Below are 24662 nucleotides of genomic sequence, written 5' to 3' on the forward strand. Positions count from 1 at the left end.
CTGCTTTGCTCAAAGGCTGAGCTAGAGGCTTAGCCTTTGTAGAACATCCACTTCGACAGCTCGCCGTAGCTTACTTTCTTGCCGTACATCAGAATGCCCACGCGGTAGATGCGGGCCGCCAGCCAGATAGTACCGATAAAGCCGGCTATCAGCAGCAGCATAGAAAGGCCCAGCTGCCACATGGGCACACCGCCGAAGGGCAGGCGCATCATCATGGCAATGGGCGAGGTGAACGGAATCATCGACATCCAGAAGGCCACGGAGCCGTTGGGGTTGGTGGTGAGGACAGCCTGCGACACGACGAAGGTGAGCACCAGCGGCATCGTGACGGGCAGCATAAACTGCTGAGTATCGGTTTCACTATCCACAGCCGAGCCAATGGCTCCGAACAGCGCGCCGTAGAACAGGTAGCCGCCCAGGAAATAGAACAGGAAGCAGCCGACAATCAGCGGTACGTTCAGGTCGGCCTGCTTGAGCGCCAGCATGATTTTGTTGCCCTCGGCTTTGGCGTCCTTGGACTTCGTGGTAGTAGTAACAGTAGCAGTGCCGGCAGCGGTATTCATTCGCTCTACCCGGTTCTCCACCATTTTATCGGGGCTTATGGAGCCGGCCATTACCGATGTAATACCGATGGAAAGTAGCACCCACAGCGCCAGCTGCGTGAAGCCTACGGCCGCAATGCCCATCACCTTTCCCATCATCAGCTGGAAGGGCTTTACGGAGGAAATCACCACTTCCACAATGCGGTTGGTCTTTTCCTCCATCACGCCGCGCATAATCTGGATGCCGTAGATGAAGATGAACATGTAAATCAAGAAGCCGCAGGCGTATGCTACTCCAGTGCTAACACCAGTGCTGGAGCTTCGCTCGCCGTCTTCGCTGAGACTGATGGTTTGCAGATCCACATCGGCCTTCATGTTGTCCAGCACGGCTCGGTCGAGGCCTGCTTTGGTAAGGCGCTGGGTTTCCACAGCGTTTTCCACGGCCCGCTCAATGTCGCGCTGCAGCGATATGCCCAAACCTTTGCGCGAGAATACCTGGAAGCCATCCGGCGTAGCCAGATCCAGCTTGGGCACGTAGAGCAAGGCATCGTACTTGGCTTTCTGGAACTCCACCTTGGCGGTGGGCAAGTCAGCCGAAGCGCGGACGAAGCGGATGTCGTCCTTGTCTTCGGGCAGTTTGTCGGCGAACAGCCCACCGGCATCCGCTACGGCCACCACCTTGCCGCTATCCGACATCTTGGCAATCAGCACCGGTACGGCAAACAAAGCCACCGTGAGCAGCGGCCCAATCAGCGACATGATGATGAAGCTCTTTTTGCGTACCCGCGTCAGGTATTCGCGCTGGAATATGAGGAGAATCTTGTCCATGATGAGTGAAGAGGCAGCGGGTTAAACAGTGGCTTCCAGCAGACTTTCGGGCATAGTTTCCTGCACCCGGCGAATGAAAATATCGTTGATGCTCGGAATCAGCTCCCGGAAGGCATGTACTTCTACTGTCCCGATGAGGTAGCGCAGCAAGTCGTTGGACGACGTGCCCTCGTGCAGCCGGATGATGTCGTAGAAGTGGCCATTTTCCCGCTCGTGGTGTTCCAGCACTTCAAAATCGGGGTGCAGCACAATGGGGCGGCCTTTGCCTTCCACCACGTAGGTCTGGGTTTTGAACGTATTCTTGATGTCGCGCACAGAGCCGTCCAGCACTTTTTTGCTGCGGTTGATGAGAGCAATGTTGTCGCAGAGCTCTTCCACCGATTCCATGCGGTGCGTACTGAAGATGATGGTTGCGCCGTTGTCGCGCAGCTTCAGGATTTCGTCCTTGATGAGGTTGGCGTTGATAGGGTCGAAACCGGAGAAGGGCTCATCCAGAATGATGATACTTGGCTCATGCAGCACCGTGGCAATAAACTGCACCTTCTGCTGCATGCCTTTGCTCAGGTCCTCCACGTTTTTCTCGGCCCAGGCCTTGATGTCGAGGCGCTCCAGCCAGTTTTTGATGCGCTGGGTGGCGTCCGTGCGGGTCAGGCCTTTCAGCCGGGCCAGATACAGCAGCTGCTCCCCCACTTTCATCTTCTTGTACAGGCCGCGCTCCTCGGGCAGGTAGCCGATTTCGGCAATGTGGCCGGGGTGCAGCTTCTGGCCCCGCACCCGGATTTCTCCTTCGTCGGCTCCGGTTATTTGGGTGATGATGCGGATCAAAGACGTTTTGCCGGCTCCGTTGGGCCCAAGCAGTCCGAAAATACTACGCTCCGGAATGTCGAGGCTCACGTCGTCGAGGGCAACGTGCGCTGCGTAAGCTTTGCGCACATTGATGGCTTGGAGAATGGGAGTCATGGAAGAAAGGAATGGTCGTGGTGTAATATTACAGGAACCGCATAAAGAAGTCACCGAAATCTTCCTCAAGCTGCAAACTACCGGGGCTGAATGGCACTATACCCCACCCAAACTGCCTGCCCTGTGCTCTTGTCTTAGCTGGGCTCACCTAGTTCGTGCAGCGCACTTTCCAGCCGGTCGAGGTGCTGGCCGTAGCGGCGCTGCTGCCGCCGCCGCCCCATGTACAGCAGCGCGGCCGCTATGCCGGCAAACATCGTCAGCCCAAGCGTTACAATAGGCCAGTCGACCGTACCGGCGTGCAGTTTTGCCAGAATAGCTTCCTGCTGCCCATACGCCACGGCCAGAAGCACCGTCGCCAGAAACGCCATGGCCACGTAGCTCTTGTTCTTAATCAGGGCCCGCATCTGCCGGATCGACTCCCGAATGTGCCCGTACGTGGCGCCGTCGCCTTGCTGGAGCTGCTTGATGAGCTGCCGCTGCCGGTACACGTACCACGAGGCAAACAGAATCATCAGGGCCACCGCCACATCCAGCAATACCAGACTTCCGCCCTGCATGTGCCGTCGGCTTAGGTTTGTGATATTGCCCACGTTCAGAATGATGATCAGAAAGATGATACGCTGGTCGCGGCGCACATTGCGCAGCATTTCACTGACGGGGGTAGCGGGTTGATTAGCAAGCATAGCGTTAAGTTTTTGTTGGGTTAAATCCGATTCAGAGGTACCGGTGGGCTGCTGTTGCCACTGCCGGCGAAAGTCGTTGAGTTCCATCAGGCGGGTTGGGTTAGCAGGTGGCGAAGCTTGTCCTGCACGCGGTGCATTTTCACGCGCACATTGTTTTGGGTGATGCCTAGAATGTCAGCCATTTCCTCGTAGGTGCGCTCTTCCAGATAAAGCAGCACGAAGGCCTTTTCCACGTCGGAGAGCCGCTCGATAGCGCGGTAGAGTTCAGTCAGGTCGTCGGCATCGGGGCCAGAGTCGGGCGGTAGCGCCACCTCAGGGAGTGCCGGGCCCAGCCGCTCGGGCGTAGGGTGGCGGGTGCGCTGGCGCAGGTTGCTGATGGCCACGTTCAGCGCTACCCGGTAAAGCCACGTGCTGATTTTGGCGGCTCCGGGCTGATACTGCGGCCACGCCCGCCATAGCTGCAGCACTATTTCCTGGTAGAGGTCCTGCTGGTCATCGGCGTCGGGGCAGTACATGCGGGCTACCCGTCGCAGCAAGGGCTGAAACTGGTTCAGCGTGGCGAGGAAGTCCGGCGTGAGAGGAGCAGCAGGCATACGGTGGGGAAGTTTGCAGAATATATCGGCGCTTCTCGCCCAGCATTACAGCCGGCCGCACATATATTTTTCGCTGGGGTTCTCTGCTGGCAGTTGAGTACCTTATTTTTTGATTTTTGAATAATAAGGTACTCAACGCCTGCACCCAACCACAAAAAAGCCCGCTTCCCCAGATACGGGAAGCGGGCTTTCTACTTCTACAAACTTTACGTCTGCCTTGCGGCGCGGCCTACTGGAAATACTCCTTCACTTTCTCGAAGAAACCTTTCTCGTTTTTGCCGGGGTTGGGCGTGAAGTTGCGGGCGTCGCGCAGCTTTTCCAACAGCTCACGCTCCTCGTTGGTCACGTTTTTGGGCGTCCAGACGCTGAGATGAATGAGTTGGTCGCCGCGGCCGTAGCCGTTGATGTCCTTGATGCCCTTGCCGCGTAGGCGCAGGATTTTGCCTGGCTGCGTGCCGGGGTCCACCTTGATTTTTACCTTGCCCTCAATGGTCGGCACTTCAATGCTGGCGCCTAGCGCGGCATCCACGAACGAAATGTACTGCTCGAACATGATGTTGTTGCCGTCGCGCTTGAGCTGCTCATGCGGCTCCTCTTCAATCTGGATAAGCAGGTCGCCGGGCACGCCGCCCCGCTCGGGGTAGTTGCCTTTGCCGTTCATGCTCAGTTGCATGCCCTCGGCCACCCCCGCCGGAATATTGATCGGAATAACTTCCTCGTGCAGCTGGCGGCCGTCGCCGTGGCAGACGTCGCACTTGCTGGTCACTACTTTGCCTTCGCCTTCGCAGGTAGGGCAAGTAGATGCGCTTACCATCTGGCCGAGCATGGTGTTTACTACACGCTTCACCTGGCCCTGGCCGTTGCAAGTGCCGCAGGTTTTGAGGTCAGTGCCGTTTTTGGCACCGGTGCCCGAGCAAGTGTTGCACGCCACGTAGCGCTTCACCTTGATCTTCTTCTCGACGCCGTTGGCCACTTCTTCCAAGTCCAGCTTCAGCTTGATGCGCAGGTTGGAGCCTTTGCGCACACGCCGGCCGCCCTGGCCGCGGCCTCCGCCCCCGAAGAAGCCCTCGAAACCGCCGCCTCCGAAGATGTCGCCGAACTGCGAGAAGATATCCTCCATGTTCGGGCCACCGCCGTTGCCGCCCATGCCCTGGTGGCCGTACTGGTCGTAGCGGGCCTTTTTGTTGGGGTCCGACAGTACTTCGTAGGCCTCCGCAGCTTCCTTGAACTTGTCTTCAGCCGAAGGATCGTCGGGGTTTTTATCGGGATGGTATTTGATGGCCACCTTGCGGTACGCCTTCTTAATCTCATCCGCGGCCGCGTTTTTGGCTACGCCCAGCACCTCGTAATAATCTCGCTTCGTTGCCATACTGGTTTGTCATCCTGAGCGGCGCGAAAGGCCTTATCATGCCTGCGCCGCTTTATACTCTTTTATTTCGATGAAGGCAGCCATGATAAGAGGCGTCCTTCATCAGCATGACAATTACTGTCCTAGCACCACCTTCGCGTGGCGAATTACCTTGTCGCCGAGGTAGTAGCCTTTCTCTACTTCGTCCACAATTTTACCTTTCAGCTCCTCCGACGGTGCCGGAATCTGCGTGATGGCCTCGTGCAGGTCAGGGTCGAAAGCACCACCTTTCGCTTCCATCGGAGCGAGGCCCTTCTGGTTCAACGTTTTCTGGAGCTTGCTATGAATGATGTCGATGCTTTCGCGCACAGCGTTGGCATCGTCGGTGTCCTTGGTGTGGTGGCGTGCCCGGTCGAAATCGTCAAGTACGGGCAACAGGGCTACCATCAGCTCCTGGTTGGCACTCTTAAACAGGTCGGCGCGCTCCTTGGTAGTGCGGCGCTTGTAGTTCTCAAACTCAGCCGCCAGGCGCAGATACTTGTCTTTGAGGTCGGCTAGTTCGGCATCGGTCTTCGAGCTAGCAGCTTTCGGAGCGCCTTCCGAACCTTCTACTTCCCCTATTTCGGGGGCATTAGGCTCTTCGGTCAGTTCGCCGGCCACGTGGTCAGCGGGGGCACCGTTCTGGTCGAGTTGCGTGTCGTCGGTGGGTTGCGTGTTTTTATCGTCAGCCATTTTCGCTTGAAATCGTCGGAATGGGTTGAATCGGGAAGACATAGAGCCTTTGCGGATTACAAGGAGTTTGCCAAAGCGTTACCGGCTGCCATTGTGGCACGGAAACCATAGAACTTACGCAGTTAGTTCAGACGCAGTGGCGCAAAACCACAATAGGTATGGCCGTTTCAGGGTAGCAGCTTTTCAACCAGACCAGACTTGCAACGGAGCACAACACTTCGTTTCTTACCCCGATGAAGCCAATTGCCTCACCTAAGACTGCAGCAAAACCCGTTTCGTGGTGGGCACTGCTGCCTGGGATTTTTCTGTTTCTCAGCTTCTGGAGCCTGTTTTTTAGTGAATGGCTGACCATTGGCATCATAGCCGATCCTGCCACTATTGGCAGTTACAGTTTCGGTTCAGAAGCCATGCTCGCTGAAGGCGGGCAGCACTATCGCACGGCCAACACCTATGCCACTTCCGCCCTGCTGGCTTGGGTGCTGCTGCTACCGGCAGGCCTTGCCTTCGTGCAGGCCATGCGGAGGCGTACGCCGGTGCGGGCACTACTGGCATATGGCATCCTGAGCGTGACACTGACTGTGCTGCCGCTTCTAAACTCACTCTGAGGCCGAAAGCGGCAGCACCTCCACTTTATGCCGGCAGTTCATCCGGGGTTTCCTGCTCGTCGTCCTCAGCCATGTAGCCGGCGCGCGTAGATTCCGGCGCATCACGATGGACTTTCTGTAGTTCTTCCCAGATCAGGTCCTTCAGCTTCTGGATGTTCTTATTTGCAAGGCTGGAAATAAAGACTGTTGGCAGGTCGGTGGGCAGTGTTTCGCGGATTTCGGCTTCCAGCTCCTCGTCCAGCATGTCGGATTTGGTAATGGCCAGCAGGCGCTGCTTGTCCAGCAGCTCCGGGTTGAACTGCTCCAACTCATTGAGCAGCACCTCGTACTCGCCGTTGATATCGGGCGAGTCGCAGCTGATCATGAACAGCAGGATGGAGTTACGCTCAATATGGCGCAGGAAACGCGTACCCAGGCCTTTGCCGTCGGCTGCCCCCTCAATAATGCCCGGAATATCGGCCATTACAAAGGATTTATAGTCGCGGTACGCTACCACGCCCAGGTTTGGCGTGAGTGTCGTGAAGGCATAGTCGGCAATCTTGGGCTTGGCTGCCGACACCACCGACAGCAACGTGCTTTTGCCGGCATTCGGGAAGCCCACGAGGCCCACGTCGGCCAGTAGTTTCAGCTCCAGAATCACCCACTCATCAATACCGGGCTCGCCAGGCTGGGCGTAGGCCGGGGCTTGGTTGGTAGCCGATTTGAAATGGTCGTTGCCGAGTCCACCCCGGCCGCCGGGCGTCAGAATCAGGCGCTGGCCGTGCTCCGTGATTTCCAGCTTCTTTTCGCCGGATTCCGCGTCGCGCGCTACCGTACCGAGGGGCACCTGAATGATGATGTCGTCGCCCTGGGCACCAGTGCGCAGGTTTTCGCCTCCGTTTTCGCCGGCTTTGGCAATTAAGTGTTTCTGGTATTGCAGGTGTAGCAACGTCCAAAGTTGGGAGCTGCCTTCCAGAATGATGTGGCCGCCGCGGCCGCCGTCGCCGCCATCGGGTCCACCGTTGGGCAGGCCTTTGGCACGGAAGAAATGGTGCGAGCCTGCCCCACCCTTGCCCGAACGGCAGTTGATTTTGACGTAGTCGATGAAATTATTGGAAGCCATGCTGTGCGTCGTGAAAAAAGATCTGTCAGGCGGAGCTTTCGGCGTACTAAAGCAAAGGCGAAGGACCTTACCCCGGCAAAACAGCCATTGTTAGAATGGCCCGTTCTGATGCGGTAAGGTCCTTCGCTAGGCTCAGGATGACAGAGTTGTGCGAGTTAGAATCGCAAAGTTACGCTTTTACTTCGTCGGTCGCCTGCTTGCTGCTGGCAGGTGCTGCGGCAGCGTGTTTGTCGAGGATGCCGCAGATCTGGCTGAAGATGTCTTCGATGGCGCCAATACCGTTCAGGGCGTGGAATTTCTGCTGCTTCGCGTAGTAGCCGGCTACCTGGGCGGTTTCGGTGTTGTACACCGTCACACGCTTACGGATTTTGTCTTCGTTCTGGTCGTCGGGGCGGCCGGAGGTTTTGCCGCGCTCCAGCAGGCGCGTTACCAGTTCCTGCTCATCCACTTCCAACGCCACCATGCACGATACGTTGGTTTCGTGTTCGGCCAGCAGTCGGTCGAGGCTTTCGGCCTGCGGTACGGTGCGCGGGAAACCATCGAAAATGAAGCCGGCAGCCTGCTTGTTATCTTTCAGGGCGGAGCCAATCATGCCAATTACCACTTCATCGGGCACGAGCAGACCTTCGTCCATGAGCTTTTTGGCACGCAGACCAAGCTCAGTGCCTTGAGTAATCTGGGCGCGGAGCAGGTCGCCGGTAGAGAGGTGCACCAGATTGTAGCGGGCAATCAGCTTCTGGCTTTGCGTTCCTTTGCCGGCGCCGGGCGGGCCGAAGAGCACGAGATTCAGCATGGGGAGCGAAGTGTTACGCGGGGAAGAAAAGAAGTGGGTTCTGGAAAGATAAGCAACGAATAGGAAAGCCTCTACGGACGCGGGCAGGTTTTAGCTGACGCCGCCGGCTGCACAATTCCTATACTGCTTTGTAAACGTCGGGGTAGTTGCGGCCTAAGCCATCAAAATCAAGACCATACCCGACGATAAAATCGTTGGGAATACTGAGTCCGACGTAGCGAATTGGCAGCTCGTGCTGCAGGCACTCGGGCTTTAGGAACAGTGTAGCTACCTCCAGCGAAGCGGGCTGGTTGGCACTCAGATTGTCGAGCAGCATCCGCATGGTGTGGCCGGTATCCACAATATCTTCCACGATGATGACGTGGCGGCCCTGCAGCTCTTCGGTGAGGCCAAGTACTTCCTGCACGGTGCCGGTGCTACTGGTTCCCTGGTAAGATGCCACCCGGATAAAGGTGATTTCGCAGGGAATGCTCAGGCCCTTCATCAGGTCGGCGGCGAACATGAACGAGCCGTTCAGAACGGCCACCAGAATGGGCTGCTTACCAGCATACTCGTGGTTGAGGCGGTCAGCAAGCTGCTGAATACTGGCCGACAGCTGCTGAGCCGAAAGGTAGGGCTCGAACTGCTTGCCGTGCAGTGAAATATGGTCCGGGTTCATCCGAATTGGGTTGGGCCGTGGGTGAGCGGGCAGGCAAAGGTAACAGAAAAAGCCGCCCTCCTGGCGTGGGAAGGCGGCTTACCCGGTTTTGCTTACTGGCTACCTCCTACATTCGGCCGCTGAAAACGAGCCAGTTAAGCTCAACAGCTTATCGGTTGCGCAGCAACATGAACACGGCTTCGGCAGCATGGTCGGTCACATCGGCGAATTTCACCTTTGGGCGGGCATCCAGTTCTACACGAGGTTTCAGGTCTACGGGGGCCACACCACGCTCCGGAGCCGCAATGTGAGGGGCAATTACCAGCGACACAATGCTCATCAGCTTGATGAGAATATTCATGGAAGGCCCAGACGTGTCTTTGAACGGGTCACCGACAGTGTCGCCGGTGACGGAGGCTTTGTGGGCGTCGGAGCCTTTGTACTCCATTTTGCCGTCAATCATCACGCCTTTCTCGAACGACTTCTTGGCGTTGTCCCAGGCACCACCGGCATTGCTCTGGAACATAGCCATCAGCACACCGCTTACGGTGACGCCAGCTAGCGTGCCGCCCAGCACCTCGGGGCCGAAGGCGAAACCCACGATAACGGGCACAATGAGGGCAATAGCGCCTGGCAGCATCATTTCGCGGATGGCCGCCTGGGTAGAAATAGCCACGCACTTCTCGTATTCAGGTCGGCCGGTGCCTTCCATGATGCCAGGTATCTCGCGGAACTGCCGGCGCACTTCCTGCACCATGGCCATGGCCGCGCGCCCCACCGCCGAAATGGCTAGGGCCGAGAAAATAAACGGAATCATGGCCCCGACGAACAGGCCCGCCAGCACGCGCGCATTGCTGATGTCGATGCTGTTGATGTTGGCCGTGCCCATGAAGGCGGCAAACAGCGCCAGTGAAGTAAGCGCCGCCGAAGCAATGGCGAAACCCTTGCCAGTAGCGGCCGTGGTATTCCCTACGGCGTCCAGAATGTCGGTTCGCTCGCGTACTTCCTTGGGTAGCTCACTCATTTCGGCAATACCACCGGCGTTGTCGGCAATGGGGCCAAACGCGTCAATGGCGAGCTGCATGGCGGTAGTGGCCATCATGCCGGCGGCCGCAATAGCCACGCCGTAGAGGCCGGCGCACTCGAAGCTCAGCACAATGCCGGCCGCTAGTACCAGAATCGGGAGCACCGTGGACTCCATGCCTACGGCCAACCCGCCGATAACGGTAGTGGCGTGGCCGGTGGAACTCTGACGCACGATGCTCAGCACCGGGCGCTTGCCCATGGCCGTATAATACTCCGTGATGATGCTCATCAGCGTGCCCACAATCAGCCCGACTACTACGGCTTTGAACACATCCATCGAATCGAAGGTGATACCCCGAATAACCAAGTCTTCGGCAGGCAGCATCCAGCGGATGATGAAGTAAGAAGCAATGCCCGACACAATAACCGACACGTAGTTGCCCAGATTGAGGGCGTTTTGCACGTTGCCTCCCTCCTTCACCCGCACGCACAGAATCCCGATAAGCGAAGCAATGATGCCCATTCCGGCAATAACCATCGGTAGTAGAATAGGCGAAAGGCCCTGAAAGTCGTCGCCACGGGCCACTACTTCGCGGCCCAGCACCATGGTAGCCAGAATAGTCGCCACGTAGGACCCGAACAGGTCGGCGCCCATGCCGGCTACGTCGCCCACGTTGTCGCCCACGTTGTCGGCGATGGTAGCGGGGTTACGGGGGTCGTCTTCCGGAATACCGGCTTCTACTTTACCCACGAGGTCAGCTCCTACGTCGGCAGCTTTGGTATAGATGCCGCCACCCACGCGGGCAAACAGCGCAATACTTTCAGCGCCCAGCGAGAAGCCGGTCAGCACTTCCAGCGCGGTTTCCATTTCGATGCCGTTGGCACCGCCGCCCTTGCTCACCACAAACATCTGGTAGAAGGCAATGAACAACGAGCCCAGGCCCAGCACCGCCAAGCCCGCAACGCCCATGCCCATCACCGAGCCTCCCGAAAACGACACATTTAGGGCCTTGCTCAGGCTGGTGCGCGCAGCCTGAGCCGTCCGGACGTTAGCCTTGGTGGCAATTTTCATCCCGATAAAGCCAGCCAGCGCCGAGAAGATGGCGCCAATGATGAAGGCTATGACAATGACCGGGCTGGACTTTTCGCCCGTGCTGCCCAGATAGAACAAGAAGGCCGAGGCAATCAGGCCGAAAATGGCCAGTACTTTGTATTCAGCTTTTAGAAAGGCAATAGCGCCGTCGGCAATGTAGCCGGCAATGGTGCGCATTCGGTCGTCGCCGGGGTCCTGGCGGCTCACCCAGCCCGAACGGACCCAGGTGTAGACCAACGCCAGCACGCCCAGCGCGGGCACTGCGTAAAGAACATTCATCATAGAGCGGTGAAAAGAAGATGGGAGTTAGGTTGGGAATGAGGCATTTGGGTGGGTAAAATAGACTTTATTGGCTAATCCTCAACCTGCCTTCACTAAATCCCAGCTGGTATTCTTCGGGCTGGCAGCCAGCTACATCCTGTTTCGGCTATCTGCAAACGCAAAAGAGCCGCTCCGGTGGTCCGGAAGCGGCTCTTGGCAATGGTTTCGGGGGTGCTGGGACTACCTGACTACAACCGGCGCATCAGCTCCTGATATAAGGCGAGCATGCTCGCTATGTCGCGCTTGTCCACAATTTCGTCGGGCGAGTGCACATTGTCTTCGGGGGCCCCAATAAAGCACCAGTCCCAGGGCTGGGCGCCGTGCTGCAGTTCCTTGGCATCGGAGCCGCCGCTGCCTTCTACTTCCAACTGGTGCGGAATGCCGGCGGCCTCGGCAATACGTCGGATACGCTCCACGTAGCTGCGCCGCGGAATCAGGGAGTCGCGCAGGGAAATGGCTACTCCCTGACCAGGATGCACGCCCTCCGTCACCCAGGTAATGTCCGAAATGAGAGCCTGCCGCACACCGTAGGTTTCGTAGATATGTTTGGCCAGATAGGCCACGGACCCACCGCCGTGCTCTTCCCAGCAGCTGAAGACGACAATGCCGTTTTCCAGCGTTTCGCAGAGGCGCAGCGCGTTCCAGACGCCCAACCGGTTGTCGAGATAGCAGCTCTGAACGGTCGTTTCCGTTTCACGGAAGTCGCACTGAAACGTGAGTTCAGTTCCGCGGTCAATGTCGCGGGTGAACTCATATGCAGGCTGCCCGGTTTCCTCATCAATGACCAACGTACACTCAATTGCCCCCTGCGAATCGTGGCCAACCAGCTTGGTGCCGGTTTCCATCACAGGCCCTCCGATACGCACCAGTTGCCGGCCATAGCGCACCGTGAAGCCGATGCTATCCAAATGGGCAAATACGGCAGTACGGGGGGCACCAAAAACCAGAATAATGCAATCCTGCCACCCATCACCATCGAGTACGACAGGCGTTACCCGCCAGGTAGGGCTTTCAGCACGGATGTGCTTTAATAAGAATTGAGTAAGTGCGGCTTCGTTTCCAGCAGGGGCCGGTATACGGCAAAGGGTATGTAAAAGCTCCATGATTCACCTATTATTTGTCCAAAACTAGGATAAAAGTCATACTTTAGCCTTTCCGTTGGGCGGTGCGTAGTGAAGTAGAATCCGGCCGCACCGGCAAGCAAACGTATCTATGATCCTTCGACTCCGATTTATCCTGTTGCTAATGTTGTTGCCTTTCCTGGCGCAAGCTCAGCAGCCTGATACTACTCGTACCCCTATTCGCAATATCGAAACCGAAAATGTGGACGTGCTGCCTAACGCCGTTGATACCAAAGGCTGGCTGCTGCTTGACAAGGATATTCAGACGGAACTGGAGGGCGCGGTACAGAACCTATACAACTGCCGCTACGAAAAGGCCGAGAAGCAATTCCGCTCCCTGCGCCGCCGCTACCCTAACCACCCGATGCCCTATTTTCTGCTGGGCCTAAGCCAATGGTGGAAAATCGTTCCAACCAACATCAAGACCAAGCAGTACGATAAGCTCTTCTTCGCCTACATGGATTCGTCCATTACGAAGGCAGAAGCACTGTATGAGGCGGATAACAAAAACTATGAAGCCTGCTTTTTCCTGGCAGCGGCCTATGGTTTTGATGGCCGCCTGAATGCGGAGCGCAGCAACTGGCCGAAAGCTACTGTCAGCGCCAAACGTGCCCTCAAATACCTTGAAATCAGCAAAGAAGCCAACGGATTAAGCCCAGAATTTCTATTTGGGCAGGCCCTTTTCAACTATTACGCCGTCTGGATTCCGGACAACTACCCGCTGCTGAAGCCTGTGCTGCTACTGTTCCCCAAAGGCAACAAGCAACTGGGCCTACAACAACTGCGCAACGTGGCCGACAACGGATTTTACGTGGGCCCGGAAGCCAAAGTCTTTCTGATGCGCATCCTCAACAATGAGGAGAACAACCCGGAAGCCGCCATGCCGCTGGCACGCAACTTGGCCAAAACTTACCCCGACAATGGGTACTTCCAGCGCTTCTATGCGCTGCTGTGCTTCAATATGGGGGAGTTTCGGGAGAGTGAGCGGGTAAGCCAGGAGATTCTGACGAAGCTGAACCAGGGCATGCCTGGCTATGAAGGAATCAGTGGCCGCTACGCCACCTACTTTCTGGGCTGGCTAATGCAGAACCGCTATAAAGATCTGACTAAAGCCAAGGACTACTACCAGCGCTGCATTGTATTTGCCGAAAGTACCGACGAGACAAAAGGCGGTTTTTATCTGCATGCCAACTACAATCTGGCCCGCATTGCGGAGAAGGAACGGGATTTAGGAACTGCCCGCCGCTATTACTCCGTTGTACGGGAAATAGCCGACAGCAAATCCGACCAGTACCGGGAGGCTAAGGCATTTCTGAAAAAGAACAAGAAGTAGCCTTCCCGCATGGATTTAAAAGACCTGCTGCTCACTCCGCTGTATCTGGGGCTGATTTATGCGCTGGCCTTTGCCGTGCGTCCGCGGGTTACAAACCTATACACCCGCAAATACTTCATTCCGGCCCTCAGCTTGAAGCTAGTGGGTGCCATTGCGCTGGGCCTCATCTACCAGTTTTACTACAGCGGCGGAGACACATTCAACTACTTCATCCACTCGTCGGTGATGTATGATGCCTTCGGCGACTCCTTTGCTGTGGGCATGAAACTACTAACCAGCGACGGGGAGCGGCTGCCGGAACTGGCTAAATACACCTCCCGCATGTTCTGGTGGGAGCCTGGATCTACTGAGTTAGTTATCGTTCGGATTGCTACGGTACTCGGGATGCTGTGCTTCAACACCTACACCGTAGTAGGTCTGTTCTTCGCCTGCATCAGCTTCAGCGGCATGTGGGCCATGTACATGACCTTCGCCAAGATTCGGCCGCAGGTGTATCAGCAGTTGGCTATTGCTGTTTTCTTTATTCCCTCGGTATTCTTCTGGGGGTCCGGGTTGATGAAGGATTCTTTATGCCTCGGGGCGCTGGGCTGGATATTTTATGCCTTTTACCAAGGCGCCATTCAGAAGAAGCGGCTGCTTAAGTCTGTGCTCATTGGTAGTCTGGCGGCCTACATGCTCTATATTACTAAGGTCTATATCCTGCTGTCATTTCTTCCGCCAGCCCTTATATGGATATTTAACGAGAACAGCCAGCGAATCAAAAACCGCTTAGTGCGCATGATAGCCAAGCCATTTTTGATTGGAATAGGAGCTGTGGCGGCCGTATTTGCCATGGGTAACCTGACCGAAGGCGACGAGAAGTACGACATCGACAAGATTGGAGAAAGAAGCAAGATTACAGCTGACTACCTGTACGAAGTATCGGTAAAGCAGGAAGGCTCGGCCTATAATCTGGGGGAGCAGGATGGTACTATCGGTGGGATGGTGAAGCTTGCGCCTCAGGCCATTATTGTTGCATTGTTTCGCCCCTTCCTCTGGGAAGCCAAGAACCCGGTAATGCTCCTGTCGGCACTGGAGGCGACGTTCTTTCTGGTGTTTACCCTGCGCATTCTTTTCAAGGTAGGTGTGGCGCGGTTCTTCGGAGCCATTGCCGGCACACCAGTCCTAATGCTCAGCTTTATTTTCGCCTTAGTTTTCGGAGCTTCGGTAGGCATTATCTCCAACAACTTTGGCACGCTGGTGCGCTACAAAATTCCGCTCATTCCTTTCTACGTAGCAGCCTTGTATATCCTGCAGGATGTGAGCGGAGCCGGTAAGCCCAGTAAAGGGCGTACGATAGCACGCCGCCGGTTAGCTACTACTTAGCCCTTAGCGGGTACCCGTACGTCGGCGGTTGCTCACATACTCCGCCAGTGTGGGGTGCGACCACAGCTTTGACACCCCTTCGGGAGCCGGCTTCAGTTGGATTTCTCCGTACAGGGCATCACGCACGGCCTGTTTGAGCAGCGGCAACCCGGCCGCCAACTGTAACAATGGATAGGTCACGAAATTATCTTCAGCAGTAGGCTGAATCAAGGCCTGGGCAATGATAGCACCGGTATCAATGCCGGGGTCTACTAAGTGCACCGACACGCCGCAATGTTGCGGGTCGTTGTTAGCCAGCGCCCAGTAGCCCCCGTGTACACCCCGATATAGGGGTGTGATACCGGCATGCGTGTTAATGAACTTGCAGGGCACACTGGTCAGCACTTTTTTAGAGATGATGCGCGTGCCGTTCACTACGATGACGTCGGGCTGCAATGCCTGCAGCTGCTCAATGCATTCTGGCGCATTCACCGACGCTACCCGAATCACCCGGTCCTCGGGCAAAGACTGGTCATTGAGGTGCGCCTGCTGCTTAATAGCCCGCATACGCCCCTGCGACGCTCGGCTCAGGGGTGTAGCAATCAACAGTTTGAAGAGAATCTGACCGGCAACCGTGGCGTAGCCCAGCTTCTCGGTGCGGCGCTTGAGCAGCTGCTTCTGGCTAACGGGCGTTTCCACGATAATGCGGTGCACGCCAAACTCAGCATCCAGGGCATGAAACAGAATATCCGTAGACTCACCGGGACCAGCCAGGATTACGATTTTCTTTGCGGAAGCGGGAGTTGAATTCATGAAGCGGTAACGGCAGATGAACGGCTTTGGAGCTCGGTGGCCAGGTCGCCCATAGCCTGGCTTTCCATGCCATAGGTAGCGTGCAGGTAGCGGTAGTGCTCGGCAATGCGACGCAATACGGCCATATTCTGCGGAATGTTCACCCCGAAATTGTGCGGATGCCACCACAAATGGAATACCTGCCCGTGGCGCGCAGCATATTCCATCCCGCTCAGGATGCGCCGCAACCGCAGCCCTTCTAGCGCCTGCAGCCGCCCCGACCAGGGCCGCAGGAACCGGCTAGCCGGAATATTATAGGGAAACTGACGAGCAATGTCATCCAGCGTGTGGCAGTTGGGGCCTGATAGATCCACGTAGGCATCGAGCAGGCGGGCACCACGCTTGTACAGACTTTGCTGCTCCTCGCTGCGCTCCTTGTAAATCCAGGAGCTTTCATTGCCACGGTAGCTCGTAATGCCCAGTTCTTCACAGATGGCAATGTACTCGGCGTTATACTGGTTGCGCGGAAATACTAAGCTTTGCAGGGTCATGCCCTGCTCCTGCGCCACCTGCACCGCCGCCGTCAGGTCGGCCCGGAACGACTCGGCGGTTTGGCCCCGCTCAAGGCAATAGTAGTGGCAGAAGGTATGTGTAGCCATTTCCTGGCCGGGCGTGCGCCGGATCTGCTCAATGAGCGAATGGCCGAAATGATACTGGTCGACGGCTTCACTCTCCCCTACCTGATCCATTACCAAGTAAGGCGATAGGTTGGAATCGGCGTACTGAGGCCGCACCTCGGGCAGATGCGCCAGCATTTCGGCTTTCGTGCGAAAGAATAACAGACCCACAGTGGCCCAGGTCACGCGCAGCTCAAACTCCGCAAACAGCGCCAGCATAGCCGGAATGGCCTGCCGCACGCCCAGCAGGTTTTGCCCGTATTGGTCCAGGGTCTGCTGGTCGCGCACGCCCCAGTTGATTTCAAAGTCGAGAGAAATGACGAAACGGCCTTTCTCCTGCCCCTTGCGCATTGGTTGCTGTGTCATGGTAGGGCGCGCTTAGCTAAACAGGGCCAAAAAATTCTCCTTATTGGACAGCACCGAATAGCGCTCCACAATGGTGCGGCGGGCGGCGGCTCCCTGCGTGGCCCGCAGGTCTTGGCTGACCAGCAGCTGGCGCAAGGCAGTGTACCATTGCTCTGGCGTGTCGCACACGAAACCGTTGGCGCCTTCCTGCACCACTTCTGTGTTCATGCCAACCGGCGACACCAGCGCCGGCATACCCAGCGACATATACTGCAAGGCTTTGAACGCACATTTTCCGCGGGCCCATGGGTCATCTACCAGTGGCATCAGCCCCAAATGAAACTGGCTCAGATCAGCTATTTCCGTGTCTTTGCGCCAAGGAGTATAGGTGAGGCTCTTCAGCCCCTTGTAGTTCGATGGCTGATTGGAAATGACACGAAACTCGAAGTCATAGCCTTCGCGCTCCAACCGCTCCAGCACCGGCCACACCAGATCCAGGTGGCGCAATGTGGTGTGTGTGCCGGTCCAGCCGATGATAGGGCGCTCGGGCGTGTACTGGTCGCGGATGCGGTTGTGCAGGTGTTCGGTGTCGAGGGTGGTTGGGTTTATCAACGAGTTGGGGTTGAACTGCAGGGCATAATCGCGCAGATACGAATTGCCGCAACTCACCTTGTACGCCCACCGGCAAATCTGACCTACTTTTTGCTGCCACTTCAGTCCGCTGATGAACGTCTGCTCGCCAGCCGGGTCTTTCATCCAGATGGCGTCGTCAAAGTCGTAGATTATCTTCTTGCCCAACACTTTGGCAATAATCCACTCAAATACCGGCGGCCCAATGGGCGAGGCTTCGCGGTGAATGAACACGTAGTCGTAGGACGGCACGGTAAAGAGCAGGAAAAACCGCCGTACAAATCCGGCGAGGATGCCCAGTACCTTTGCCAGCGTATGGCCTGGCTTATAGAGAATAGCCCAAGTATCGTCTGAAAGAAAAGGAGCCAGCTTGTACGACCAGCCCTTTTCCGTCAGAAAATGCAGGTACTGCTCGAAGCGGAAGCGTTGGGAGGGTGCCTTACCGGAAGGGTAAGGAATCAAAAACAGAATGCGCATAGGAAGAAATAAGGCGGACCAGCGACAGGCTATCGGCCCGGCTACTGCTGATAGAAAGCCAGCACTTCGCGCACGATACGCTGCTGCTCGGTTTCGTCCAGTTCCACATACAAAGGTAGCCGAACCAAACAATCCGCGTATCGGTCGGCTCGGGGAAGCGCACGGCCATCATGGCGAGCAGCGTAATAAGGGCTGCGGTGCAACGGCTGATAATGAAAGATGGCCGCTATTCCTCGCGCTTTGAGGTGCGTTATCAAGGCCGTGCGCTCCGGTAACGAACGGCATACGAGATAGTACAGGTGGCCGTTATTGGTGGCGTATGACGGCAGTATGGGCAGCTCTACTCCCAGCGCTGCCAACGGTTGCAGCGCCGTATGGTAACGCTGCCAGATGGCGCACCGCTGCGCCTGAATAAACTCCAACGCCTCCAGCTGCGCCCACAGAAACGCCGCATTGATGTCAGCTGGCAGAAAAGAGGATCCAATGTCCATCCAACTATACTTGTCAACCTCGCCTCGAAAGAAGGCCGCCCGGTTGGTGCCCTTCTCCCGCAGAATTTCGGCCCGACTCACCAGCAACGGGTCGTTGATGGCGAGCAAACCACCTTCGCCACCAGCTGTAACGTTCTTGGTTTCGTGGAAGGAAAAAGCACCCAGTGCGCCTAGTGTGCCCAGGGGCTGGCCCTGGTAGTAGCTATTGATGGCCTGCGCAGCATCCTCCACCACCGCGAGGCTATGCTGCTCGGCTACTGCTAGCACAGTTGCCATGTCGCAGGCGGTACCGGCGTAGTGCACCGGCACGATGGCGCGGGTGCGCGGCGTGACCAGCGCCGCCAGCGCCGCGGCATCCAACGCCGGAGAATCGGGAGCGCAGTCCACAAAGACCAGATTCGCCCCGCGCAGCGCAAAGGCATTGGCCGTCGAAGAAAACGTGAAGCTGGGCAGCAGCACTTCGTCGCCGGGCTGAATGTTGAGCAGCAGCGCCGCCAGTTCCAGCGCATCGGTGCAGGAAGTAGTGAGCAGGGCCCGGGCCGAACCAAGGTGCTGCTCGAACCACGCTTCGCAGCGTCGGGTGTAGGCTCCGTCGCCGGAAATCTTGCCGGAACGCACTGCTTCTTCGATGTAGCGGGTTTCGGTTCCGACGAAGTACGGCTTATTGAACGGGAGCATGGCGGAAGATGGCGCGAGCTACAAAGCTAGCAGAATGCCTCCTGCTTTGATTTTGGAATCTGCTGTGTAGCCTGAGCCTTGGCTTACTGCATCCAACTACCGCCGCCGGGCTGGCACGCCTACATAAGTCCCCGGCTCCGGCAAGTTGTCGATGACTACGGTGCCGCCGCCAGTGCGCACATCGGCCCCCAGCTTCAGCGAATCAATAACCGTGGTGCCAATGCCCAGAAAGCACCGAACACCTACCTGCACCCGGCCCGCCAGCCGCACGCCCGGCGCCAGCAGCGTATGCGCTCCAATGTGGGTATCGTGTGCCACAATGCAACCCGTATACAGCAATACGTTGGCATCCAGCCGCACATTCAAATCAAGGACGCAGCCGGGTGAGATGAATACGCCCGGCCCTAGCACTACACTGGAATCGACGTAGGCGCTGGCATGCACGAACCCTCCGAAAGGCAATCCGGCTGCTTGTAGTTGCTCGAATAGCTGTTGGCGCCGCCCCATATGTTCATAGCCAACGCCCAACAGCAGCTCATCAAAAATACCTGAGGTATACGCCTGAGCAGCGGCCGAAGTAGTCCCTAGCACCGTTCCGCCGGCCGTAGCTCCTACGGGCAGCGTATCGTCGAAAAACCCCGCGACACGCCTGCCCTGCTGCCGCAGATGCTGCGCCAGTTGCTGGCCCAGGGCTCCGGCCCCGATTATAGCAACACGTGAATCAACTGCAGGCATGTGAAAGGCTAATCCAGGGTTTCCGCTTCCACAAAATTGGGGCGCCGGGTGGTTTTCAGGTTGATTCGGTGAATATACTCGCCCAGAATACCCATGCCCAGCAGCAGCAGACCTACCCCAAACCCAATGGCAATAATCAGGGACGCAAAGCCGGGCAGCAGATCATTGTAGACCAGCTTACGCACTAGAATATAGCCCGAATACAATGTAGTGAGCATAAATACGACTACGGACGCATAGGAGAGCATCCGGACCGGCGCATCAGAAAACGTGATGAAGATATTGAGCGAATGGCGCAGCAGCTTGCGGGCCGTGTAGGCACTTTGCCCCGCCGCCCGCGGCCCATGCGACACCGGCACGCTGCCTACATGGGCCGTTACCCACGTCAGGTAGCCATCCAGAAACGTATAGGAATTGCGCATTTCCAAGCAATGCCGCGCTACGTTGGCCTTCAGCAACCGGAAAGGCGAGTAGTCGGGATGCAAGTCGGGAATGCTGGAGCGCAGCAGCTTCCGCATCAGCCAGGATGCCAGATTGCGCGGCCCAGAGTGCCGGCGCGCTTCGTAGCAACCGTACACCACATCAAAATCAGCATCCTGCTGCCGCTGGATAAGCAGTGCAATATCGGCAGGTGCATGCTGCAGGTCTTCGTCAAGTGTTATAAAGAAACGACCACGCGCATGCCTAAAGCCACAAAGCAGCGCATTGTGCTGTCCGAAGTTCCGGGCCAGCCGCACAGCCCGCACCACATCGGGCCCCAACTCCTGCCGCAACTCCCGAATCACGCGCCATGAGTCGTCAGGTCCATGGTCGTGTACGAAAATCACCTCGTACGAATGCCCTTGCGCCTCGAAAAACTGCCGCAATTGCTGCGCCAACGGCCCAAGCGTAGCCTGCCCCTGGTACACGGGCACTACAACCGAGTAGTCAAGGGTCATAAGTCGGCAGGTTGGTTTGGGAAGGAAAGCATATAGCGCGAGGCGGCCGGACCTGCGTTTAGCAACAAATCCAGCACGCTCACGTGGTGCTCGAAAGAGCCATGTACTTGTGGGTATTCTGGATATCCTGCATAGCTCATCCACCTTAGGCCAAGGCCCGCCTGAGCAAACTGGTCGGCATCAAGATACACTCTTGCCGCCGGACCAGACACATATTCGGTACCACCGACAGCTTGTACCAGTTCGACCAGACGCGCTGTCCGGTCACCATGTACCTGAAAGTCAATGGAAGAATGCAGCCGCGTACGAATCCCGAGCAGTTCATTCAAGGCGCGAATGAAGCGCTGGTTTATCTGGCTCAAGAACTCGGAGTTTGGGCCGCAATACAGCTCCTGCAACTGTTCTTTGTACTGCTCAAAATACGCAGCGCGAGAGTAGTTCTGTGCGAGTGTGCGCCAGTGGCGTGCTCCCCACCCCAAATCATCCACTCGCGTTTCGCTGATTTTTTGCGCCAGCTGCTCTTGCCGTACCGGAATGGTGAGCCATTGCACGCCCTGCGCCGTCTTGATGCGGTTGCGGTTGCGCCAGTCGTTTTTGGTGTACTGCACCTCATCATAAAAGATGAAGTCATCGACGCTGTTCAGCAGGTCGAAGTAGCCCTTCCAGGGAATGTAATTGGACTGCAGAATAGCTACTTTCCTGGTAGTTTGTGCTGAAACGCTGTTCCGCATGCTGCCACTCATGAAGGTCAGCTTTTCACGCGCTCCAGCACGGCGCGGAAGGCCGACTTCAGATTTTTGATCATCCCGCCGGCCCCTTCCGTATTCACGTACACTGTATTATGCTCACCGGCAATTTCTTCGGCCGGCCGGGTAGTAGTATAGTAATACGTAGCAAGCGACTTACGCGTGATATCGGCCGGCGTCGCCAACGGCTTGGGGTGGCCGTGAAACGATATTTCGTTGGTTTCGAAAATAACGCACCGGTTGAACAGCGGCGCTACATCGGCCAGCTGCTCCTTCTTGGCCATGTCCCACAGCTCCAGATACCCGTTATAGTCGGGCTGCCACTCGTGGTTCATGTACACGATGACGTTTAGGCGCCGATGATTCTTGGTAGTACGGTGGTAGTTGAAATCGACGTGCACATCCAAGAATGCGCCGGCAATTGATTGGTGCAACCCGCCGCCGAATAACTCAGGGTCGCTAATCAGCTCCGTAATTCCTGTAATCTGCTCCAGCAACGCTAGAAAGCGGGGACCATTTAACTCGGCGAAAACCTGGCGAAACAAAAGCTGATCGTCGCCGAATTGGGTGCAGGAGAATTTATTCTGCTGATTGATATAGGTAGTCCCATCCCACTCTCCACGTGTGACAGGCGGGTAAGCGGCCAGAATCTGCTCCGCTGACTCTGGCTGAAAAAGGCCGTCGTACACTAGAAAACGAAACGGGTGCTCTGGCGCGTTCCACTGCTTCTGCAACTGCGGCAATGTTGCCTGCAGCCGTTCAAAGTCAATCAATTCCTGTCCCATGCGCGTAGCTGCTGTAGTCAGTTCCAGCTGGAAGTTCCAACCAGTAATTCAAAAATACGCATTACAGCATATTGTCAGCCGTTTTTAGCGGTCAAAAAAAGCCGCATATGCCTGCCGGGCCCGGTCAAGGGAGCGGTAGTGCGCCGCTAGTTGGCTGGTTTGCTCCCGGTAATCAGGCTGACGCAAAATGCCGGCCACGCGTTGTATGGCGGCCGGAATGCTGGCAGGCTGTAGCACGTTGAAGATGGCTCCTCCGCCTTCCTGCTTAATAATGTCGCTGTCGTCGCCTACGCCCTCGGTTAGTACCACTGGCAGGCCGCTGGCCCAGTACTCCCCTACTTTAATGGGCGAACAGAACTTGCGGCACTCGGCGGGCTTAATTGGCGCAAAAGCAAAATCAGCGGCCGATAGATAGCCGGGCACCTCGTGGTGCGGAGCCTTGGTCACGAAGCTACGTGTGCCATCCAACCCTACCGCTTTCAAATTGGCTTGCACCTCTTGCAACGGATTAGGTGTGAGCACAATCAGACGGAAGGCGTCTCCAAAATGCTCCGCCGCCGCTCGAAACAGGTCATAAGCCTCCTGGTCGTAGTAAATATCACCGAACTTACCCACGTAAATTCCCACCACCGCATCAGCAGGAAACCCCAACTGCGCGCGCACCTGAGCCCGCTGGCTCACGTCATACTTGAAATCGGTTAGATTGACGGAACAGGGAACTGTCACGATACGGCCCGATGGCACGCCTTCCTGCATGAGTTGACGCCGGTAGTTTTCTGCCACCGGCATCAGGCCCAGCGCCAGTTCCTTCTGCTTCTTCTCCCAGTACCGCTGAAACAAATAGCGCGGGTCGAACCGCTGCCATACCCCAGACTCGAGCATATAGTCGGCATGAGGCTCAAACGACTCGACGTAGAACGGCAGCTTATTCTGTTTCCAAACCAAGTACGCCAAGGCGCCGGCTGGTGCACCACGTGCCAGCAGAAAGTCGCTACGATGCTCCGCTGCCAGCTGTATTAACTGCTTGGGGAAACGCAGGAAATCATCAGTTTTCGTTATCAGCACGTTGCGCCCTGGCTCCGATACCAGCGGTGCATAGGTTATTTTATCAGTATTGAATGAAGGCTGAAATACGGGGGCCGCTCCATTGCGCTCAATGGTTACCAGCAGAATACTCTCCACATCGGGGCGCTGCTGCAAAATCCGCAAGTGCGGAAACACAGTTGATATCGTGAGTGGGTCGTCTAGTCCCCAATAACTCAAAAATAGAATGCGCATGCGAGCAGAAAAATAGCAGGAGAAAGGGCAGTGATGGAAGATTAGGCGCGGATAATTTTCAACCACTCCACGGCCTTCAGACCAATCAGGCAGCGAACTAGCAAAACTGCAGCCTGCTTACTGGGCAGATGAGGAGCGGCCCGTCGTGCAAACTGCAATGCTTCGCCTCTGTGGTTATCGGCGTAGGCATGAATGGCACAAAGGTAATACACCCGCCCCGTGAGTATCTGCTGCTGCTGTGGCGTGAGTCTGACTCGGGTCAGCATCCAATCTAGTGCCAGCTGCAGCTTGCGCACCAGCGCCGTGTTGTCGGAGCGCATAGAGCGGCTGTCGTGGTCGTTCATAGTGAGCGTCACGGCATCTACGATGTATACCCGGTCTTGCTGCATGTTCTCCAGCATGAACATCCAGTCCTCGACGGCGGCATAGCGGCGGTCCTCCTCAAACTGATGGAGACTAGGATTTTCGCGCCGCACACAGATGTTGCAGGCCAGCGCGTTACCTCGAACAAAGAATTCAAGCCCGTACCAACCTTCGGCCAGACGTACCATATCACTGTCAGCACGCACTCCATCCCGGTCAAAGTCATACTTTGTCGCAATGAAGTTGGGCTTCAACTCCTGAATCTTTGCACGCAACGTAGCAAGGTGCGCAGGATGAAACAGGTCGTCGGAGTCCAGAAAGATGACGTATTGGCCTTTGGCACGCGCTAGGCCGTAGTTGCGAGCTGCCCCCCGTTCCCCATTGGCTTTGGGCAGGTAATGTATGCGGGAATCGATTACGCCTGCTACTACCTGCTCTGTGTTGTCAGTACTGCCGTCATCTACCACCAAAACTTCCCACTCGTTAAACTCCTGATTGAGCACAGAACGGAGTGTAGCTTCAATGAAGCTGGCCCGGTTGTAGGTGGGAATAACGATGCTGAAGAAAGGAGTATTCGCCATAAAGTAGTTCAGCTTGTTTAGTCTACAGCTAAATTCCTGCAGATGCGGGTTACTTGGTTAGCGTTCCTCGCCTGTGCGCAGGTTT

At 56.6% G+C, this 24662-nt stretch carries 24 protein-coding genes; 3 read left to right on the forward strand and 21 right to left on the reverse strand.

Annotated elements, in window-relative coordinates; translation table 11 throughout:
- Positions 1–29 precede the first annotated feature (29 nt).
- The 6 genes from H4317_RS14960 to H4317_RS14985 all read right to left on the reverse strand — a co-directional run bounded on the left by H4317_RS14960 (position 30) and on the right by H4317_RS14985 (position 5686).
- Complete coding sequence (locus H4317_RS14960; protein ID WP_185887377.1) at positions 30–1370, reverse strand: ABC transporter permease; 1341 nt, start codon at positions 1368–1370, stop codon at positions 30–32.
- Between the two features lie 21 nt (positions 1371–1391).
- Complete coding sequence (locus tag H4317_RS14965; RefSeq protein WP_185887378.1) at positions 1392–2330, reverse strand: ABC transporter ATP-binding protein; 939 nt, start codon at positions 2328–2330, stop codon at positions 1392–1394.
- Positions 2331–2464: 134 nt separating this feature from the next.
- Positions 2465–3013 carry a hypothetical protein gene (locus tag H4317_RS14970; protein ID WP_185887379.1) on the reverse strand — a complete coding sequence of 183 codons (549 nt, stop codon included), beginning with the start codon at positions 3011–3013 and terminating at the stop codon, positions 2465–2467.
- 86 nt (positions 3014–3099) lie between these two features.
- Positions 3100–3606: an RNA polymerase sigma factor gene (locus H4317_RS14975; protein ID WP_185887380.1), complete on the reverse strand. Its 507-nt coding sequence runs from the start codon at positions 3604–3606 to the stop codon at positions 3100–3102.
- A 229-nt stretch (positions 3607–3835) separates the two neighbouring features.
- Positions 3836–4975, reverse strand: a complete 1140-nt coding sequence (gene dnaJ / locus H4317_RS14980; protein ID WP_185887381.1) for a molecular chaperone DnaJ — start codon at positions 4973–4975, stop codon at positions 3836–3838.
- A gap of 114 nt (positions 4976–5089) precedes the next feature.
- A complete protein-coding gene (locus tag H4317_RS14985; RefSeq protein WP_185887382.1) occupies positions 5090–5686 on the reverse strand; it encodes a nucleotide exchange factor GrpE in 597 nt (198 codons plus the stop codon).
- A 233-nt stretch (positions 5687–5919) separates the two neighbouring features.
- Here H4317_RS14985 and H4317_RS14990 point away from each other — a divergent pair, with 233 nt between their 5' ends.
- Positions 5920–6291 carry a hypothetical protein gene (locus H4317_RS14990; protein ID WP_185887383.1) on the forward strand — a complete coding sequence of 124 codons (372 nt, stop codon included), beginning with the start codon at positions 5920–5922 and terminating at the stop codon, positions 6289–6291.
- 25 nt (positions 6292–6316) lie between these two features.
- Here the strand turns inward: H4317_RS14990 and obgE are convergent, their stop codons facing one another.
- The 5 genes from obgE to H4317_RS15015 form a co-directional block, all read right to left on the reverse strand.
- A complete protein-coding gene (gene obgE / locus H4317_RS14995) occupies positions 6317–7393 on the reverse strand; it encodes a GTPase ObgE (RefSeq protein WP_260625692.1) in 1077 nt (358 codons plus the stop codon).
- A gap of 169 nt (positions 7394–7562) precedes the next feature.
- A complete protein-coding gene (locus tag H4317_RS15000) occupies positions 7563–8186 on the reverse strand; it encodes an adenylate kinase (protein ID WP_185887384.1) in 624 nt (207 codons plus the stop codon).
- 118 nt (positions 8187–8304) lie between these two features.
- Positions 8305–8844, reverse strand: a complete 540-nt coding sequence (gene hpt, locus H4317_RS15005; protein WP_185887385.1) for a hypoxanthine phosphoribosyltransferase — start codon at positions 8842–8844, stop codon at positions 8305–8307.
- Positions 8845–8992: 148 nt separating this feature from the next.
- Positions 8993–11224, reverse strand: coding sequence for a sodium-translocating pyrophosphatase (locus tag H4317_RS15010; RefSeq protein ID WP_185887386.1), 2232 nt, complete (start codon positions 11222–11224; stop codon positions 8993–8995).
- Between the two features lie 227 nt (positions 11225–11451).
- On the reverse strand, positions 11452–12171 hold the full coding sequence (locus H4317_RS15015) for a M20/M25/M40 family metallo-hydrolase (RefSeq protein ID WP_349772182.1): 720 nt from the start codon (positions 12169–12171) through the stop codon (positions 11452–11454).
- Positions 12172–12508: 337 nt separating this feature from the next.
- On the opposite strand from H4317_RS15015, the gene H4317_RS15020 reads away from it, so the two are divergent.
- Together H4317_RS15020 and H4317_RS15025 are read left to right on the forward strand one after the other, a co-directional pair.
- Positions 12509–13717, forward strand: coding sequence for a tetratricopeptide repeat protein (locus tag H4317_RS15020; RefSeq protein WP_260625693.1), 1209 nt, complete (start codon positions 12509–12511; stop codon positions 13715–13717).
- 9 nt (positions 13718–13726) lie between these two features.
- Positions 13727–15082: a hypothetical protein gene (locus tag H4317_RS15025; protein WP_185887389.1), complete on the forward strand. Its 1356-nt coding sequence runs from the start codon at positions 13727–13729 to the stop codon at positions 15080–15082.
- A 3-nt stretch (positions 15083–15085) separates the two neighbouring features.
- Here the strand turns inward: H4317_RS15025 and H4317_RS15030 are convergent, their stop codons facing one another.
- The 10 genes from H4317_RS15030 to H4317_RS15075 form a co-directional block, all read right to left on the reverse strand.
- The gene (locus tag H4317_RS15030; protein ID WP_185887390.1) at positions 15086–15874 is read right to left on the reverse strand and encodes a formyl transferase; all 789 of its coding nucleotides are present in this window, start codon (positions 15872–15874) and stop codon (positions 15086–15088) included.
- Positions 15871–16896, reverse strand: a complete 1026-nt coding sequence (locus H4317_RS15035; RefSeq protein ID WP_221899166.1) for a polysaccharide deacetylase family protein — start codon at positions 16894–16896, stop codon at positions 15871–15873. The genes H4317_RS15030 and H4317_RS15035 overlap by 4 nt, the downstream gene beginning before the upstream one ends.
- Before the next feature lie 12 nt (positions 16897–16908).
- Positions 16909–17982, reverse strand: a complete 1074-nt coding sequence (locus H4317_RS15040) for a glycosyltransferase family 4 protein (RefSeq protein WP_185887391.1) — start codon at positions 17980–17982, stop codon at positions 16909–16911.
- 41 nt (positions 17983–18023) lie between these two features.
- Positions 18024–19151, reverse strand: a complete 1128-nt coding sequence (gene rffA, locus H4317_RS15045; protein ID WP_185887392.1) for a dTDP-4-amino-4,6-dideoxygalactose transaminase — start codon at positions 19149–19151, stop codon at positions 18024–18026.
- 96 nt (positions 19152–19247) lie between these two features.
- Positions 19248–19886 (reverse strand): NeuD/PglB/VioB family sugar acetyltransferase, encoded by a 639-nt coding sequence (locus H4317_RS15050; RefSeq protein WP_185887393.1) that lies wholly within the window; start codon positions 19884–19886, stop codon positions 19248–19250.
- 8 nt (positions 19887–19894) lie between these two features.
- Positions 19895–20824 (reverse strand): glycosyltransferase family 2 protein, encoded by a 930-nt coding sequence (locus H4317_RS15055; protein ID WP_185887394.1) that lies wholly within the window; start codon positions 20822–20824, stop codon positions 19895–19897.
- Positions 20821–21555, reverse strand: a complete 735-nt coding sequence (locus H4317_RS15060) for a WbqC family protein (protein ID WP_221899167.1) — start codon at positions 21553–21555, stop codon at positions 20821–20823. The genes H4317_RS15055 and H4317_RS15060 overlap by 4 nt, the downstream gene beginning before the upstream one ends.
- Before the next feature lie 17 nt (positions 21556–21572).
- Complete coding sequence (locus H4317_RS15065) at positions 21573–22355, reverse strand: 2OG-Fe(II) oxygenase (RefSeq protein ID WP_185887396.1); 783 nt, start codon at positions 22353–22355, stop codon at positions 21573–21575.
- A gap of 84 nt (positions 22356–22439) precedes the next feature.
- Complete coding sequence (locus tag H4317_RS15070) at positions 22440–23633, reverse strand: glycosyltransferase (protein ID WP_185887397.1); 1194 nt, start codon at positions 23631–23633, stop codon at positions 22440–22442.
- A 41-nt stretch (positions 23634–23674) separates the two neighbouring features.
- On the reverse strand, positions 23675–24577 hold the full coding sequence (locus H4317_RS15075) for a glycosyltransferase family 2 protein (RefSeq protein WP_185887398.1): 903 nt from the start codon (positions 24575–24577) through the stop codon (positions 23675–23677).
- Positions 24578–24662: the final 85 nt, after the last annotated feature.

It is taken from the genome of Hymenobacter sediminicola, from assembly GCF_014250515.1.
GTDB lineage: Bacteria > Bacteroidota > Bacteroidia > Cytophagales > Hymenobacteraceae > Hymenobacter > Hymenobacter sediminicola.

Excerpts from the sequence above, each read along its gene's own strand:
- rffA (WP_185887392.1), bottom strand. The coding sequence starts at position 19,151 with ATGCTCCCGTTCAATAAGCCGTACTTCGTCGGAACCGAAACCCGCTAC.
- dnaJ (WP_185887381.1), bottom strand. The coding sequence starts at position 4,975 with ATGGCAACGAAGCGAGATTATTACGAGGTGCTGGGCGTAGCCAAAAAC.
- H4317_RS14960 (WP_185887377.1), bottom strand. The coding sequence starts at position 1,370 with ATGGACAAGATTCTCCTCATATTCCAGCGCGAATACCTGACGCGGGTA.
- H4317_RS15055 (WP_185887394.1), bottom strand. The coding sequence starts at position 20,824 with ATGACCCTTGACTACTCGGTTGTAGTGCCCGTGTACCAGGGGCAGGCT.
- hpt (WP_185887385.1), bottom strand. The coding sequence starts at position 8,844 with ATGAACCCGGACCATATTTCACTGCACGGCAAGCAGTTCGAGCCCTAC.
- H4317_RS14985 (WP_185887382.1), bottom strand. The coding sequence starts at position 5,686 with ATGGCTGACGATAAAAACACGCAACCCACCGACGACACGCAACTCGAC.
- H4317_RS15070 (WP_185887397.1), bottom strand. The coding sequence starts at position 23,633 with ATGCGCATTCTATTTTTGAGTTATTGGGGACTAGACGACCCACTCACG.
- H4317_RS14990 (WP_185887383.1), top strand. The coding sequence starts at position 5,920 with ATGAAGCCAATTGCCTCACCTAAGACTGCAGCAAAACCCGTTTCGTGG.
- H4317_RS14965 (WP_185887378.1), bottom strand. The coding sequence starts at position 2,330 with ATGACTCCCATTCTCCAAGCCATCAATGTGCGCAAAGCTTACGCAGCG.
- H4317_RS14975 (WP_185887380.1), bottom strand. The coding sequence starts at position 3,606 with ATGCCTGCTGCTCCTCTCACGCCGGACTTCCTCGCCACGCTGAACCAG.
- H4317_RS15040 (WP_185887391.1), bottom strand. The coding sequence starts at position 17,982 with ATGCGCATTCTGTTTTTGATTCCTTACCCTTCCGGTAAGGCACCCTCC.
- H4317_RS15065 (WP_185887396.1), bottom strand. The coding sequence starts at position 22,355 with ATGGGACAGGAATTGATTGACTTTGAACGGCTGCAGGCAACATTGCCG.
- H4317_RS15035 (WP_221899166.1), bottom strand. The coding sequence starts at position 16,896 with ATGACACAGCAACCAATGCGCAAGGGGCAGGAGAAAGGCCGTTTCGTC.
- obgE (WP_260625692.1), bottom strand. The coding sequence starts at position 7,393 with ATGGCTTCCAATAATTTCATCGACTACGTCAAAATCAACTGCCGTTCG.
- H4317_RS15000 (WP_185887384.1), bottom strand. The coding sequence starts at position 8,186 with ATGCTGAATCTCGTGCTCTTCGGCCCGCCCGGCGCCGGCAAAGGAACG.
- H4317_RS15025 (WP_185887389.1), top strand. The coding sequence starts at position 13,727 with ATGGATTTAAAAGACCTGCTGCTCACTCCGCTGTATCTGGGGCTGATT.
- H4317_RS15030 (WP_185887390.1), bottom strand. The coding sequence starts at position 15,874 with ATGAATTCAACTCCCGCTTCCGCAAAGAAAATCGTAATCCTGGCTGGT.
- H4317_RS15060 (WP_221899167.1), bottom strand. The coding sequence starts at position 21,555 with ATGCGGAACAGCGTTTCAGCACAAACTACCAGGAAAGTAGCTATTCTG.
- H4317_RS14970 (WP_185887379.1), bottom strand. The coding sequence starts at position 3,013 with ATGCTTGCTAATCAACCCGCTACCCCCGTCAGTGAAATGCTGCGCAAT.
- H4317_RS15050 (WP_185887393.1), bottom strand. The coding sequence starts at position 19,886 with ATGCCTGCAGTTGATTCACGTGTTGCTATAATCGGGGCCGGAGCCCTG.
- H4317_RS15020 (WP_260625693.1), top strand. The coding sequence starts at position 12,509 with ATGTTGTTGCCTTTCCTGGCGCAAGCTCAGCAGCCTGATACTACTCGT.
- H4317_RS15075 (WP_185887398.1), bottom strand. The coding sequence starts at position 24,577 with ATGGCGAATACTCCTTTCTTCAGCATCGTTATTCCCACCTACAACCGG.
- H4317_RS15010 (WP_185887386.1), bottom strand. The coding sequence starts at position 11,224 with ATGATGAATGTTCTTTACGCAGTGCCCGCGCTGGGCGTGCTGGCGTTG.